The sequence below is a fragment of the Rhodopseudomonas sp. BAL398 genome (assembly GCF_033001325.1).
Lineage (GTDB): Bacteria > Pseudomonadota > Alphaproteobacteria > Rhizobiales > Xanthobacteraceae > JARJEH01.
Genome location: NZ_CP133111.1, coordinates 2,982,053 through 2,997,128, shown reverse-complemented (window position 1 = coordinate 2,997,128; position 15,076 = coordinate 2,982,053). Strand labels below are relative to the sequence as shown.

At 64.5% G+C, this 15,076-nt stretch carries 12 protein-coding genes and 1 tRNA gene; 9 read left to right on the top strand and 4 right to left on the bottom strand.

Annotated elements, in window-relative coordinates; genetic code table 11:
* Positions 1–120: 120 nt before the first annotated feature.
* The gene (locus tag RBJ75_RS14155; RefSeq protein WP_044418442.1) at positions 121–1,140 is read right to left on the bottom strand and encodes a Fe(3+) ABC transporter substrate-binding protein; all 1,020 of its coding nucleotides are present in this window, start codon (positions 1,138–1,140) and stop codon (positions 121–123) included.
* 220 nt (positions 1,141–1,360) lie between these two features.
* Between RBJ75_RS14155 and RBJ75_RS14150 the strand changes: the two genes are divergently transcribed.
* Positions 1,361–1,555, top strand: a complete 195-nt coding sequence (locus tag RBJ75_RS14150; RefSeq protein WP_044418440.1) for a DUF1858 domain-containing protein — start codon at positions 1,361–1,363, stop codon at positions 1,553–1,555.
* 231 nt (positions 1,556–1,786) lie between these two features.
* On the opposite strand, the gene RBJ75_RS14145 is transcribed toward RBJ75_RS14150, so the two are convergent.
* Positions 1,787–2,497 (bottom strand): Crp/Fnr family transcriptional regulator, encoded by a 711-nt coding sequence (locus RBJ75_RS14145; protein WP_044419137.1) that lies wholly within the window; start codon positions 2,495–2,497, stop codon positions 1,787–1,789.
* Positions 2,498–2,838: 341 nt separating this feature from the next.
* On the opposite strand from RBJ75_RS14145, the gene RBJ75_RS14140 reads away from it, so the two are divergent.
* Together RBJ75_RS14140 and RBJ75_RS14135 are read left to right on the top strand one after the other, a co-directional pair.
* Positions 2,839–3,333 (top strand): Twin-arginine translocation pathway signal, encoded by a 495-nt coding sequence (locus RBJ75_RS14140; RefSeq protein ID WP_276156473.1) that lies wholly within the window; start codon positions 2,839–2,841, stop codon positions 3,331–3,333.
* 8 nt (positions 3,334–3,341) lie between these two features.
* On the top strand, positions 3,342–3,980 hold the full coding sequence (locus RBJ75_RS14135; RefSeq protein WP_044419063.1) for a ferric reductase-like transmembrane domain-containing protein: 639 nt from the start codon (positions 3,342–3,344) through the stop codon (positions 3,978–3,980).
* A 364-nt stretch (positions 3,981–4,344) separates the two neighbouring features.
* Here RBJ75_RS14135 and RBJ75_RS14130 read toward each other — a convergent pair whose 3' ends face one another.
* Complete coding sequence (locus RBJ75_RS14130) at positions 4,345–7,704, bottom strand: PAS domain-containing protein (RefSeq protein ID WP_044414693.1); 3,360 nt, start codon at positions 7,702–7,704, stop codon at positions 4,345–4,347.
* Positions 7,705–8,072: 368 nt separating this feature from the next.
* Here RBJ75_RS14130 and RBJ75_RS14125 point away from each other — a divergent pair, with 368 nt between their 5' ends.
* The 3 genes from RBJ75_RS14125 (at position 8,073) to RBJ75_RS14115 (ending at position 9,434) form a co-directional block, all read left to right on the top strand.
* Positions 8,073–8,450, top strand: a complete 378-nt coding sequence (locus RBJ75_RS14125; RefSeq protein WP_044414689.1) for a phasin — start codon at positions 8,073–8,075, stop codon at positions 8,448–8,450.
* Positions 8,451–8,735: 285 nt separating this feature from the next.
* The gene (locus RBJ75_RS14120) at positions 8,736–9,167 is read left to right on the top strand and encodes a phasin (protein ID WP_044414691.1); all 432 of its coding nucleotides are present in this window, start codon (positions 8,736–8,738) and stop codon (positions 9,165–9,167) included.
* A gap of 190 nt (positions 9,168–9,357) precedes the next feature.
* Positions 9,358–9,434 (top strand) — tRNA-His (locus tag RBJ75_RS14115).
* 354 nt (positions 9,435–9,788) lie between these two features.
* Here RBJ75_RS14115 and RBJ75_RS14110 read toward each other — a convergent pair.
* Entirely contained in the window at positions 9,789–12,218 is a 2,430-nt protein-coding gene (locus RBJ75_RS14110) for a type IA DNA topoisomerase (RefSeq protein WP_044405324.1), read from the bottom strand.
* A 192-nt stretch (positions 12,219–12,410) separates the two neighbouring features.
* On the opposite strand from RBJ75_RS14110, the gene RBJ75_RS14105 reads away from it, so the two are divergent.
* The 3 genes from RBJ75_RS14105 to RBJ75_RS14095 all read left to right on the top strand — a co-directional run bounded on the left by RBJ75_RS14105 (position 12,411) and on the right by RBJ75_RS14095 (position 15,019).
* Positions 12,411–12,995: a restriction endonuclease subunit S gene (locus tag RBJ75_RS14105; RefSeq protein ID WP_044405326.1), complete on the top strand. Its 585-nt coding sequence runs from the start codon at positions 12,411–12,413 to the stop codon at positions 12,993–12,995.
* Positions 12,996–13,084: 89 nt separating this feature from the next.
* Positions 13,085–13,381 (top strand): hypothetical protein, encoded by a 297-nt coding sequence (locus RBJ75_RS14100; protein ID WP_044405329.1) that lies wholly within the window; start codon positions 13,085–13,087, stop codon positions 13,379–13,381.
* A 72-nt stretch (positions 13,382–13,453) separates the two neighbouring features.
* A complete protein-coding gene (locus RBJ75_RS14095) occupies positions 13,454–15,019 on the top strand; it encodes a type I restriction-modification system subunit M (RefSeq protein ID WP_173427314.1) in 1,566 nt (521 codons plus the stop codon).
* The last annotated feature ends 57 nt before the right edge of the window (positions 15,020–15,076 follow it).

The following is a 15,076-nucleotide window of genomic DNA, read 5'->3' as shown; positions in this document are numbered from 1 at the left end:
CCTCCCCCTCCAGGGGAGGGTGAAGCGAACTGCGATGCATCGGCCCGCGCAAAACCAGATGCGATCGCCCTGGCCGCAACGGCGAGGGGGACGAATCGCGGAGAGCGCGGCGCTTGTCGTTCAATTGTCGAACCCGACCTTGTCGACCAGGGTCGAGGCTGCCTTGCGGTTGGCCGCGATCTTGGCGATCGGCAGCGGGTCGGGAATGAGCTTGCCGTAGCCGGCGATGGTCGGGTTGATGGCGACGCCGGCGCGCACCGGATATTCGTAATTGGCGTCGGCATAGATCTGCTGCGCGGTCTCGCCGACCAGCCATTCGATCAGCTTGACGCCGTTGGCGCGGTTCGGCGCGGTCTTGATCAGCAGCACGCCGGACAGATTGACGTGGGTGCCGCCGTCCGCGAAGGTCGGCAGGATGACGCGGGTGGCCTCGGCCCACGGCTTCTTCGCCGGGTCGTTGTTCATCATCAGCGCCCAGTAGTAGGTGTTGCCGATGCCGATATCGCATTTGCCCGCGGCGACGTCGCGCGCCGCCTCGCGGTCGCCGCCCGACGGCTTCTGCGCCAGATTGGCCTTGACGCCGCGCAGCCAGGCCTCGGTCTTGGCCTCGCCGTGATGCGCCAGATAGGCCGCGAACAAGCCGTTATTGTAGATGTGCTGGCCGGAGCGGATGCAGATCTTGCCCTTCCATTTCGGATCGGCGAGCTGCTCATAGGTGATGGCGTCCTGCTTGACCCGGTCTTTCGAGGCGTAGATGACGCGGGCGCGCATCGAGATGCCGGCCCAGTGGCCGTCGGGGTCGCGATATTGCGCCGGCACGACGCTGTCGATGATTTCGGATTTGATCGGCTGGGTCACGCCCGCTTGCACCGCCTCGTCGATGCGGCCGATGTCGACCGTCAGCAGCACGTCGGCCGGGCTGCCGGCGCCCTCGGCCTTGATACGCTGTTCGAGGCCGGAACTGGCCGAGATCACATTGACCTTGATGCCGCTGTCCTTGGTGAAGGCGTCGAACAGCGGCTGCACTAGCTTGGTCTCGCGATAGGTGTAGACGTTGACCTGTTCGGCGCGCAGCTCGGACACGGTCAGGGCGCTCAGCGCGGCTGCGATGGCAACGGCGCGGACGTAACGTTGGGTCATTGAAGCGGGCTCCGAAGTGCAATGGCAGGGCCGGTGTCAGTACCCCGCCGACGCCCGGCGAGGGGCATGGCGTATTGTCGCGATCGCGGTGATTTAGAGCGATTCCATCTGCCGGCGCCGCCGCGTCGCCGCGCTGCCCGAGGCGCAATCGCCGCGAAGCTTGTCGTGCGACAAAGACCGCGGCTGCCATTGCGCCACCATGGCGCGCAACGGAGGAGCCATGCCCATTCACCGCGCGATCCTGGTCGAGGACGTGATGCGCCGCTGGCCCGTCACGATCCGAATCTTCCTGAACAACAAGCTCGGCTGCGTCGGCTGCCCGATCGCCGGCTTTCATTCGGTCGCGGATTGCTGCCGCGAGCATGGCATCGACGAGGGCGCGTTTCTGGCGGCGCTGCGCGCCGCGATCGCCTGAGCGCATGACTGGAAAGAAGCCAATCAAATCGAGCTTGATTTCGTCATTGCGAGCCGAGGACGGCGCATCGCGCCGTCCGACGGCGAAGCAATCCAGGGGCGCCAAGCAAGGACTGGATTGCTTCGTCGCAAGAGCTCCTCGCAATGACGACCTTGAAGGCCTCGTTTTGTCGATCGCTCTTTCAGTCAGACTCTCAGGATCGTCTTTGCGCGCCTCGACGAGCTGAAGCGATCAGGACGCGCCGTCGCCCGGATTTTGCTCCGCCAGCAGCACCAGCTGGTGCGGCTCGCGCAGCACGATGCGCTGACGGCCGCTTTCGATTAGACCGCGGCTCTCCCAGCCGCTGAGCAGACGGCTCACCGTGTGCAGCGTGGTGCCGGTCATCTGCGCGATGTCCTGGCGGCTGATCGGAAAATCGATCGCGACGCCGTTCTCGACCTTGCGGCCGGATTGCTTGGCGAGCCGCAGCAGCGCATGGGCGACGCGCTGCTCGACCTGCTGGGTCGACATCTCGATCACGCGGCTGTGGGTCTCCTGCAGCCGGTCGCCCACGGTGCGCAGCGTATTGGTGGCGAGCATCGGATATTGCGCGACCAGCCGCGGCCAGGTCGATGACGGCCATGCCAGCACGACGCTGTCGTCGACCGCGGTCGCGGTCGCCGGATAGCGCGTCAGGCCGATCGCCATCGCCACGCCGAAGCTCTCGCCGGGGCCGACATAGCGCACCACCACCTGCTCGCCGGCCGGCGTGGTCTTGCTGGCGCGGACATGGCCGTGCAGCAGCACGAAGAACGACACCGCGTCTTCGCCCTGTTCGAACACGGCGGAATTCTTCGCCACCCGCAGCGACCGCGCCTCGCGCAGGATGGCGTCGAGTTCGTCGGCGCCGAGCCCGGCGAACAGCGGCAGTTGCGATACGAGGGAGGTGTCGATACTCGCCATGCGATTGTCCTGGGTGGTCCGGCTGAGCGCAGCTAGATCGCGATTGGCGCGCAGCGGCAAGCGGAAGTTTTGTCCGCCGGGATCGTCATGGCCGGGCGCCGCGACGACGAGGTTTCACGATGCATGTGCCTGACGAGAAAGCTCCCAGATTCGAACGACGTCGGCATCGCGCGCGCATGTCGGGATACGGGGGGCTCGTCACGACGATGTTGATCGGCCGGCGCACCCGTTCACAACACTTTTATTGCGACCTGCCGCACGCTGGGTGACCCCAACTGGGCCTCCCGCGTTTGTTGTTATAGGCTCGGCAAGCAACTGCTGGGTCGCCAGGAGGAACTCACATGACCACCACCGTCTCGCTCGACCGCCGCACCCTCCTGCTCGCCGCCGGCTGCACCGTGCTGGCGACCGGGATTCCCGGGCTTGTGTTGCCTGCCCGCGCTGAAGGCATCTTGCCGACCCCTTCGATGCAGGGCGGGTCCAACAACTACCGCAAGGGCGCACCGATCGTGGATCGGATCGGCAAGGGTGGCTTCTGGATGACCGGCACCGTGCGTCGCGCAGGCGATGGGGCGCCGCTTGCCGGGCAGCGGGTCCAGATCTGGGCGCACACCACCGAAGGCTACGAGCGCGACCCGCAGAGTCATGGCGCCACGCTCACCGACAAGAACGGCGTGTTCCGTCTGGAGATGCCGCAGATTGTTCCCGCTTTTGGCCAGCCGCATGGTCACCTCGCCTATGACAGTGGCGAATTCAAAACCGTTTTTCTGCGTCCCGTGATGCGAAGTGCCAAGGATACTAGGCTCGAGGCGCACTTCGTTCTTCAGCCGGCTTGAGCGGGCGAATGAAGGGCTGGCGTTTGGCCCGACCGACCCTGATCTGGGTCGCCCTGGCGGCAGCTGTTTGCGTTCCGATCGTGGCCGCGGCGTTGAGCCCGCTGCTCGCATGGCGCGATCCCGTCTACATACTGGCCGGATTCGCGGGGATTATCGCGCTGGGCGTCACGCTCGCCCAGCCCGTACTCATCGGCGAATATTTGCCGGGCCTGTCCGCCCGTGTGGGGCGGCGCGCGCATCGCTGGATCGGAGGCGCGCTTGTGGTGGCGGTGGTCATCCACGTCGGAGGGCTGTGGATCACCAGCCCGCCGGACATGATCGACGCCCTGCTGTTCGCATCGCCGACGCCGTTCTCGCCCTGGGGCGTGATCGCCATGTGGGCGATCTTCGCCGTCGCACTGTTGGCTGCACTGCGCCGCCGATTGGGATTGCGACCACGAACCTGGCGCATCGCCCATATGCTCCTCGCGGCCGTCATCGTCGTCGGCAGTGTGGTCCATGCCATGCTGATCGAGGGGACGATGGAGACGATAACGAAGGCCGCGCTTTGCACGCTGGTGCTCGCAGCGACCGTCAAAGTGATGGCCGACCTGCGGGCGTTGAGAAAGCCAGGAACGTTGCGCACAGAGACTATTGCGCGACCGTAACTACGCGCGGTGGCAGAGGGGGCACAGCCTCCCTGGCCAAACCCACGCGACCCGACCTCTCCCGATGGCAGAGGTGGCGAGCGCGGCGAGATCAGTCCGGATCGACGCGCCGGACCTTATACCAACGGACTTTGCCGCTGACTCATCGATTTGGTCGTGGCCGGGCTCGGCCCGGCCATCCAGGTCTTTGATCCGGCAGTGCTTTCAAGGCGTGGATGCCCGGCACGAAGGCCGGGCATGACGAAAGAGAAGCGACGACCGTTAAAGCGTTTTCGAGCGAAGTGGAAACCGGTTCGCGGGAAGAAAACGCGTCAAAACAAGAATCTAGAGCTCCGGTTCTGATTCTATCAGAACCGGAATTGCCCTAGTATGACGCCCTCGCGGTGGCGCGGGAAAACACCACCTCGATCAGCGTGCCGGAATGCGGCGCGCTCTTGATGTGGAATTGGGCGTGGTTGGCCTCGACCAGCGCCTTGGTCAGCGCCAGGCTGGCGCCGGAGGCTTCGGCGCGGTCGCTCGGCGCCGGCGTGTGGAACGGGCGCATCGCCGCCGCCAGCTCGTCGTCATTGAGGCGATGGCCGGTGTCGCGGACCCGCAGCACGACGTCGCCGAAATCATTCAGCGCGGTCGAGACGATGACCTGGCCGCCGGCATTGGCCAGATGGATCGAGGTGCCGATCAGGTTCAGCGTGATCTGGCGCAGCGCCTGCGGATCGGCCACCACCGGCGGCAATTGATGCGCCAGCGAGGTGCGGATGATGATGCGCTCGCGGTTGGCCTGCGGCTGCGTCACCGCGACGCAATGTTCGATCAGCTCGTTGAGGTTCTGGCTGGCGAAGGCGAGGTCGAGCTTGCCGGTTTCGATCCGCGACAGATCGAGCATGTCGTCGACGATCGCGATCACGCGTTCGCCGGAGGCGCGGATGTCCTTCATGTATTCGACGTAGCGCTCATTGCCGAGCGCGCCGAAACGCTGGTCGATCATCACTTCGGCAAAGCCGATGATGGCGTTGAGCGGGGTGCGGACCTCGTGGCTGATCCGCGCCAGCACGTCGGCCTTGGCGGTGGCGGCGCGATCGGCCTGGCGCTGCGCCTGCGCCAGTTCGGTTTCGGTCTTGCGGACCTGCGACAGGTCGCGGAACACGGCGAAGAAATTCGGCCCGTCGGCGCGGGTGCGGCCCATCGTCAGGGTCAGCGGAATGAGGCCGCCCTCGCGCACGCGGCCGAGCGCCTCGCGGCCGTGCTCGAGCAGGCTGGCGACGCCGGCGCGCTTGATGCTGTCGAGATAGTCGCCGACCTCGCGCTGGCTCTCCGGCGCGAACAGATCGATCAGATTGCGCTGCACCAGCTCATCGCCCTCATAGCCGAACAGCGCCTCGGCGCTGCGGTTGCAGGCGGTCAACTGGCCGGCCTCGTCGAACATCACGATGCCTTCGGCGGTGGTGTCGAGAATCGCGCCGAGCTCCTCGGCATTGGCGGCGCCGACCGCGGAGGGCGCGTCGATCACCGCTGGGGTGGCGACGATGTCGGCGGCCGCGGCGGGCTGTTGCGGTGCTCCGTCGAAGATCAGCGCCAGCGCCGATTCGCCGTCCCAGGAAATCGTGTGCAGGCGGCCATGGGCCGGTTGCGACGGGGCGTCGCCGGCATCGGGCGCCGCGATGGTGATCGGCGTGCCGGCGTCGCAGGTGCTGCTGGAGCCGGTGACGCCGGCTTCGACCAGCAAGGCATCGAGGCCGCCGGCCTGTTCCAGCGCCTGCAGGCTGGCATAGCCGATGCGAGCGAGGAAGGCGGCGTTGGCATAGACCAGCCGGTCGAGCCGATAGATCAGTACGCCGACCGGCAGCAGATCGAGCAGCGTGCGGTCGCGTGAGCTGACGCCCTGTGCCGGGGTCGCCAGCGGAATCAGCCAATCGGGGGCCTGCTGCGCCGGGTCTTCCGGCACCGTGTCAGGGGAGGGCTGCAGCTCGATGCCGTCGCTCTCGAGCCGGGCGGAGAGTTGCCGGGCGAGTTCGTCGAAGGCGCTGTTTTCGACCGGCGTCAGCGCCGGCGATTTGGGTTCGCTGACGGGCCGGAACGGCAGGACGTTTCTGGGCGTATCCAATGAAGTTTCCGATTGTTCTTGATGTGGGGTCTCGGGACAGGGGCGCTCGGCGGCGTCGACCTCGCCGTTGGCGTCAGCGACGGTCTCGGCGCCGGCGGCGGGCTGGGTTTGCTCGGGCAAAACCGGCGGGCCCGGCGGTGCGGGCTCGGCATCGGCTGGCGCGCTGCCGGCCGAAAGCGGTTGCGGCGGATGCGGCTGATCCTCGGCGCGGCGCGTCGCGGCGAGGCTGTTCAGCCCGTCGAGATCGCGGCAGACGCCGAAGCCGCGATAGCCGACAAAATTGCCGTCCTGATCCTGCACCGGCAGGCCGGACAGTTCGACCGGCGGTCGTGGGCCCTCGCCGTCGGTCGGCCATAACACGGTGATGCCGCTCCAGGTCTGGCGGCTGGCGATCGCTGCGGCGATTCGGCCTTCGGGGTCGAGCCCGAATGTTTCGGTGATCTCGCTCCAGGGCCGGCCGAACGCGGCGGTGGTGCGCGGCCCGATCAAGCGGCTGAATTCGTCCGTGCCGATCGCGAAGCGGCCCTCGGCATCCATCTGCCAGACGAAGCGCAGCGGGTGGCGGCGCGGCTGGTGCGAGATAGCCGCGCCCGCGAGCGCCGGATCGGATGGAGGTTCTGGCGCAGGGGCAACGGCCGGCATCTCCGACTCCCGCGCGTCATCGCCATTGTCCGTTGTCTTTGAATTCGTCGCCTCGGCCGCCTCGACCGGCGCCGCGGGATCGCGACCGGCAGGATCCGGCTCGCCCAGCACAGCACCGGCGGCCTCGCGCGCAACGTCCATCGGCGGCCCCTGATCGAGCAAGGCGTATTCGGATGGCGCCTCGGTGGTTGTCATCGCCGTTTCATAATCGAACGCCGGCGGTTCGGCTACTGGCGGTTCGGCGGCTGTCGGCTCGTTTGGGCGGGGCGGCGGTTCAGCCTTGGGGTGCGGCTGTTGCGGCGTCGCGGCGCTTTGCGAATCGGGGCGGACGGCGCCCGGGACCAGCAACGCGATCAGGCCAACATCGGCGCCGGTGCCGACCCGCTGCAGCACCAGATGGCCGATCCCGATCGGGGTTTCGGCGCGGCCGAGCCGCAGCGCGTCGTCGCGCGCCGCCTCGAGTCCTGCCTCGGTCAGATTGCGAAACCCGAGCAAAGTGCGCGCGGCATCGCTGGAGCCGAGAAACAGCCCGTCACGCGCGAAGGCGGCGATCGGGGTGTCGATGCCTTCGACCAGCTTGCGCAGCCGCTCGGTGAGCGGCAGCGGGCGGCCGACCGATTCCACCGCGGCGATCAGGATGCCGGTCGTGCCGTCGGCAAACGTCAATCGGGCGCAAGCGCAGGTCAGCAGCGCGCCGAGCCGGGCGCCGAAGCCGCGCAGCCGCTCCAGCCGCACCGCTTCGTTCGGCGGCAGATTTCTGGACAGTTGCGCCACCTGGCGCCGCTGCGGATTGGCCGGGCCGAAGGTCGCCTCGGCCAGCGCGGCGCCGTTCGGCGCGCCGAGCAGGCGGGCGCCGACCGGATTGGCCCAGATCACGCGACTGCCATCGTGCGACCACAGCCAAACCGGCAGCGCGCTGGTGGCATGAATCGCCAGCCGCGGATCGTCCATCCCAGGCAATTGAAACGTCAGCTTCGTCATCGGTGCTCGCGGACGCCGGACCGGGCGTCGGATCTGGGTGGCGGAGTCGGTCGTGATGCCGGTCGAGGCGGTCACGGCGAAGAGCCTTAACAATTGGTTAGTATCGCCTTCGGCCGCTGTCAGGTCCACGCCCCCGACAAATCGATGCACACTAAAGCCGCGATAACCTTAATTTTGGCGTGGGCGGCAGAACCTCGACATCGCGTGCGTGTTGAGATGTTGCAAAATGCAATTAATCGGTCACGATAGCTTCGTCGGACGAAATTATGTTGCTTTCGACGCAGGCTATCAGTTTCAAGTGGCATGATAGGGGCGAAGGGGAACGGAGCTGAAACCAGTCCGTGCCCGACACAACCGGAGTGTTGACCATGAACCAGGATGGGCGTTTCGAAATTCCGAAGGAAATGAAGTCGATGGCCGAGGCTGGTTTTGACCAGGCCCGCAAAGCCTTCGAACATCTGCTGGCCAACGCACAGCAGACCGCCAGCACGATCGAGGATAAGGGCGCGGAGGTCCGCTCCAATGCCAAGGACATCACCACCAGGGCGGTGGGCTATGCCGAAAAGAACGTCGCCGCCTCGCTGGATTATGCGCAGAAATTGCTGCACGCCAAGGATCTGCCCGAAGTGCTGCGACTGCACGCCGAATATGTTCAGGCGCAAATGAAGGCCTTGGCCGAACAGGCCAGCGAGTTCGGTCAAATCGTCAGCAAGGCCGCCACGGATGTGGCCAAGCCGAAAGGCTGACCGTCGGAATCTCCGCGTCGGACCGCTGCGCAGGCCTCGCCACAACTCTGTGGCGCGGCCGCGATCAGGGTGGTTTGGCCCGGATGCATGGCTGCGGTAGCCGCGATGCAGCGTTGCAACCAGATTTATGTTGCAATGCACAAATTTCCGCTGTAGGTTTCGTATGGTTAACAACGGCCCGCGAGGGTCGCTCCGTGATCCGGCTCGATGGCGCCGCCGAAAGTATTGATTTCCGCCAGTCGTTTGCATGGGTTACCCCGGTTTCTCCAACGAAGGATGCACACCATGGTCGACCAATCCGATCCGTTCACGAACGTCACGCCGTTTCAGCTTCCCGAGCAGGTCCGCGCATTCGCCGAAAAGGGCGTGTCGCAGGCCCGCGAGAGCTACAGCAAGCTGAAAGACGCAGCCGAGAGTCAGAACGGCGCGATCGAGGCGATGTTCTCCTCCGTCAGCAAGGGCGCGAGTGAGTATTCCGCCAAGCTGCTCGACATCGCCAAGACCAATACCAGCGCCAATTTCGATTTCGCCCAGGGCCTGTTCGGCGCCAAGACGATGCCCGAGGCGTTCGAAATGTGGACCTCGCACGCCAAGAAGCAGCTCGAGCTGCTGACCGCCCAGACCAAGGATCTTGCCGAATTGACCCAGAAGGTGGCGGCCGAGACCGTCGAGCCGATCAAGGCCAACGCCTCGAAAATGTTCAAGCCCGCCGCCTGATCCGGCCGCTCTGACAATGGCTGCAAAGCCCGGGCCCGGCCCGGGCTTTTTGCTGCGGCTTTCGGTTCAAAGCCGATTTTGCCACAATGATGCTGCGACATTCGTTATCCGGCCACACGCGGCCTTGCCAAAGCCGGGCGTTGCACCTAGTTTCCCGCCGTTCGCGACCCGGCAACGGGCGCTGAAGGATGCAGTTGTAGCTCAGTTGGTTAGAGCGCCTGTCTGTGGAACAGGAGGTCGGTGGTTCGAGCCCACCCAACTGTACCAGCAAAATCAAGCACTTACTGCAAATCTGCTATAGCTGACATTTTGACTAGCTACCATCTAGCAACCACTTCGACCGCAAAGTGGTTATGCATGTCCGAGCGCTTCGGACATAATATTGGGTGACCGCTGTCGTGAATATCGACGCCGAGGCAGCGCTGAGGCAATTGATCCAGACACTGGCGAATGACCACCCCGCGTCTCAAAGCAATTCTCCCCGCAAATCTCCATGGCGCCATCTTGCCGCTTTGAATACCGGCGCTGGGCACATCGGCTGGAATTCACTGCAGTCGAAGCATCGTCAGAACGCCGCGGATGAAGCTCGGTCAATACCCGGCTGGCTATGGGGGCAAGCCGCTATAGCCATCCCCGCTCGCTGAATGCGGCAAGATCGACTCCCGGCGGAGCGAACCAGCCCCCATTGCGATAACGCGCGCCGAGCTTGAGCGCGACTTCCTTGTTGCCATAGGGAATTCGCAGCGCCGTGGCGGTTGCAGAATTCGGTGTCGGTGGCGCCGCGTCGGCAGGCGCCTCAACCTTCGATTTTCGAACTCTCTTCGGCGACGTCATTGAGCGGGAGGCGCTCTTCCCGGCGGTCCTAACAGCAGCCTTGCGATGACCGTTTCGTCGCTTCGTGCCCCTGTTCAGATCGATCCATGCGGCCATCGCGACGGCGTCGGTCTTGGCCGGATCAGGCACGACGATGCCCTTCGCGATCGCGATTTTCCTGGCGTAGGACAATTGCGCCGAACTCACCGGTTTGGGTTCGGCCGTCGCGTTCAAATTGCCATCGGCCTTCTTGGGTGCGTGTTGCTTCAGAAAGGCACCGCAGATCGATATCGACGTCTTGTAGCCGGAAGGCGGTTTGATGCCGAGTTGCCGGGCGAGGCTGTCGGCATAGCGCTTCATCGCTGCCGTCGGCGGAAAAGATCGGGCGGAACCGGCTGCCGCATCACCGAGCAAAGCCGGGCCTCCAGCGGCGGAGCTCTCGGTCAGCTTGCCGATGATGCGTTGCGCGACATTGCAGACCGCGTCGATCGCGCCGAGCATCTCCTGCTTGCCGATCACGACGTCGTCGAGCAGGCATTCGAGTTGCGCGGTCACGCCGGGATCGACCAGCGCCGGATCGGCCTGTTGCAGAATGCCGAACAGCGATAGGCCGGCTTCGGTGGGCACGATGTGTTTGCCCTGGATCACCAGGAACGCCTGCTTCTTCAGCCCGCCGATGATCTCGGCGCGGGTCGCCGGCGTGCCGATGCCCTTGGCTTCCTTCAGGCGCTCGCGCAGCGTCTCGTCGTCGACGAAGCGCCAGGCATTTTGCATGGCTTCGATCAGCGTACCTTCATTGTAGCGCGGCGGCGGCCGGGTTTCCTTGTCCTCGATTCTGGGATCCTGCAGCCGCGCCGTCTCGCCATCGCGCAGCGGCGGCAGCAATTGCGCCTCGTCGCCCTTTTCCTCCGCGGGTTGCCACTCCGGAAAGGCGGCCCGCCAGCCGAGCTCGATCGGCTGGCGGCCGGCGGCCCGAAATTCGAAGCCGGCCACATCGAGCGTTGCGGTGGTCTGCCGGTAGCGAAAGTCGGGCATCAGCGCGGCCAGATAGGCCCGCGCGATCACGTCGAACAATTTCTTCTCGTCGGGCGACAGCCGCGGCCAGATCTCCTTCAGCTTGTCGATGGTGTTGACGTTGGGAATGACGGCGTGATGGCTCGCGCCCTGCAGTCCCTTGTCGTAAAAGCTGCCACTCGCTCCCCTGCGGATCACCGGCTGGTCGGGCACCGGGATCGCGCCGAATGCTTGCCCCGCCTGCAGTCCGGCGACGATCCGCGGCACGTCCGAGATCAGGCTCTGCGGCAGGTAGCGCACCTCGGCGCGCGGGTAAGTGATGATCTTCTTGCCCTGGCCGTCATAAAGCGACTGCGCCACTTCGAGCGTCTTGCTGGCCGGCCAGCCGAAGCGCGAGCCGCAGAGTTTTTGCAGCGACGGCAGATCGTGCAGTCTCGGCGGTCCTTGCCGCTTGTCCTCGACGCGCACCGCGAGCGGACCGGCGAAATCACGCGCGGCCTCGACGACGGCCTCGGCAACCTCGCGCCGCGTCATCCGTTCCCGAGGCGCGTGCCGGATCTGGAATTGCCCGCCGGCAACTTGTGCGGTGGCGACGATTTCGAAATAGGCGAGGGGGACAAAACTGCGAATTTCCAACTCGCGCCGGCACACGATTGCCAAGGTCGGTGTCTTCACCCGTCCGACGCCAATCACCCGCCGCGCACCCTGCGCCAGGGTGACGGTTGCGGTGCGGGTCAGCGACAGATTGTAGATCTGGTCGGCCTGCCGGCGCGCCACCGCGGCGGCGTAGAGCCGCGCGTAGTCGGCGTTGGGCTTTGCGGTTTCGAACGCCGCGCGGATGGTCTGCGAATCCTGCGCGGTGAACAGCACGCGCATGACTTCGCCACGATATTTGTAGTGCTCGAGAATCTCCTGGCCGATCAACTGGCCTTCGCGGTCGCAATCGGTCGCAAGCCAGACGCGCTTGGCGGTGCGAAGCGCGTCTCGGATCGCTTTGAGCTTGGCGGCCTTGTTGCCGCCCGAGGCCGGACGGGTGTCGTAGAGGCCTTCGGGCCGCAACAGGATCGGCGACCACCGCTTCCAAGCCGGCACCACATCCTCAGGCTCCAGCAGGTCGAACAGATGACCCTCGGCCGGCAGGATCTCGCCGTAGCGACCACCGACGGCTCCCCGGACGTCTTTCGCCTGGCTGGTCTTCTCGGTGATGACGATCTGATCGGGCATGATGCTGAACGGCGGCTTCCCTAACTTCCAACGGAACGTACAGGGAACATGCGGGGCGATTCAAGCAGGCCCTTCAATATTGCCGCCCGAGTTTCGTTTTATTTGTCGGAAAGAGCCTACTGCGTAGTATTTGACTCACCGTGCGACTCACGGTAGGGATTGAATATTATCTGACCGAAAGGCTCTACTGCGTTGAAAATGCCGCTCGCCAACATCTGCAAGGTCCGCTCCGGGATCGCCTTTCGGGAGGCCATTCGCCATGTTGAGGGCGCGCCAATCTCGATCGTCCAGGCAGGTGATATTGGCGCGGACGGTCTGATCGATCCCGCCGGTTTGTTGAGGGTTACGGCGGTGCCGATGCAAGGCGAGCTTCCTGTTCTGGCGCCCGATGAAGTCCTGCTTCAGTCGCGCGGCCAAACCTATCGGGCTGCCCTCGTGCCGTGCCACGTCGGGCCGATGGTCGCCACGGCGAGCGTCCTCGTCATCACCCCGGGCACTGCCATCCATCCATCTTATCTGGTTCACTTCCTCAACGACCCGATGACGCAAGTCGAACTGCGCACACTCGCGACCGGCGCCACCATCGCCAACCTGAAGAGGAGCGCTGTCGAGCAACTGGCTGTGCTCGTCCCGTCACGGGAGGATCAGCAGAGAATCGTCGCGCTAGGGGAGACCTTGCGCCAGCAATCGCGGATCGAAGCTCGCCTTGGCGAACTTCGCCGCACTCAGCTTCGCGCGCTCTTGGAAGAGCGGGCGGAGAGGAACCGAGGACGTTAGCGCGCCCCCGGTTCCTTAACCGGTCTGGTCAGGCGTTAGCGCGCCCCCAGGCCATGTCCTAGGACTGCTAGAACGAAAGACATCTAACAATGGGAATCAATATCGGCAACTACACGTTTGACGGCATCTATTCGTCGCCTGCCCATCTGGCCGACCGCTCCGGCGTTTACGCCGTGCTCGGCGCCACGATGACCGGCCAGAAGGTCGTCGACATCGGCGAATCGGGCTGGATCCGGACCCGCATTCAGGCACACGACCGGGCTCCGGCGTGGGCGCGGCAGGGCCTGCCGCTCTCTTACGCCGCGCTCTATTGCGACGAAACCTCCCGGATGCGGATCGAACGCGAGTTGCGGGCCCGATTTAATCCGCCTTGCGGAGATCGCTGAGGCAACTGCCACAAGCACGGGCAGGGGCGATGTGTGGTATACGCCCCTGCCGCCCGACTGTTGTCGGATCAAATGAGAGAGAATCGCGTGACCAACAAGATCACTCAAGCCGAGAAGACTTCCATGGATGACATCAAGCGTGTCGCCTGGGCGGCCTGCAACACTTTCCGCGGGTTGATCGACCCAGCCGAGTATAAAGACTACATCCTGATCATGCTGTTCCTGAAGTTCATCTCGGACGTCTGGAAGCAGCAACTCGAAGACAATCTCCGAGACCTCAAGGGCGACGAAGTCCGTGTGATGCGGCGCATGCAGCGTGAGCGCTTCGTGATGCCCGAGGGGTCGACCTTCGATGAACTCTATGCCGCGCGCGATTCCGACAACATCGGCGAGCGCGTCGATATCGCGCTCGAAGCGATCGAGAACACCAACAAGGCGAAGCTCGGCGGCGTATTCCGCAATGTAAGCTTCAACTCCGCGACCAAGCTCGGCGAGACGAAGGACCGCAATCGCCGCATCAAGAACGTGCTCGAAGATTTCGCCAAGCTCGACCTTCGGCCGGGCCATGTCGTCGAGGATGAGGCCATAGGTGAAGCTTATATCTATCTCATCGAGCGCTTTGCTTCCGAGGCCGGCAAGAAGGCGGGCGAATTCTATACGCCCCTGCAGGTGAGCCATGTTCTCGCGAAGCTGGTTGCGCCGCAGCCCGGAGAGCGCATTTGCGATCCGGCCTGCGGCTCTGGTTCGCTTCTCATCGAGACGGCGTACGCAGTTGGCAGCAAGGACTTCGCGCTGTTCGGGCAAGAGGTCAATGGCGGCACCCACGCGCTCGCCAAGCTCAACATGTTCCTGCACGACATCGACGGTGCCCGCATTGAGTGGGGCGACACGCTGAATAACCCGCTGCTGGTCGAGGCTGATCAGCTCGCGGTGTTCGATGTCGTGGTTGCCAATCCGCCTTTTTCGCTGAAGAAGTGGGGAGGTACCGAAAAGACCGAGGATGGCAAGCCGAAACCCGATAAGTTCAACCGCTGGCATCGCGGGCTGCCGCCTCCGAGCACGGGCGACTGGGCCTTCATCACCCACATGGTCGAGACGGCGAAGCCGAAGCTTGGCCGCGTCGCGGTCGTGGTACCTCACGGCGTCCTGTTCCGCGGTGGCGCCGAGGGCAAGATCCGCGAAGAAATGGTTCGCGAGAACTTGCTCGATGCGGTGATCGGGCTGCCGTCGAATTTGTTCCAATCGACCTCGATCCCCGTCGCCGTGCTTGTTTTCGATCGGCGGCGCGAAAAGGGCGGCGCGCGCGCCGGAACGACCGACGTACTGTTCATCGATGCGAGCCGCGACTTCAAGCAGGCCAAGACACAAAACCTCCTGGAAGCGGCGCACACGGCCAAGATCATCGACACGTTCAAGGCTCGCCGGGACGTTGAAAAGTATGCGCGTGTCGTGCCTCTCGCCGAGATCAAGGAGAGCGGATTCAATCTGAACATCCCGCGCTTTGTGGATACCTTCGAGGTCGAGACTGAAATTGACTTAATGACCGTGCAGGTGGAAATCGAAAAGCTTGAAGCCGAGCTGGTCGAGGTCAAAAAACGAATGGCTGGTTTCCTCAGGGAGCTTGGCGCGGATGCGTAGAGGATCTCAGTACGGTGCTTGGCGCGAGTGCAAGATCGGTGACCTCATCGAAAGCCT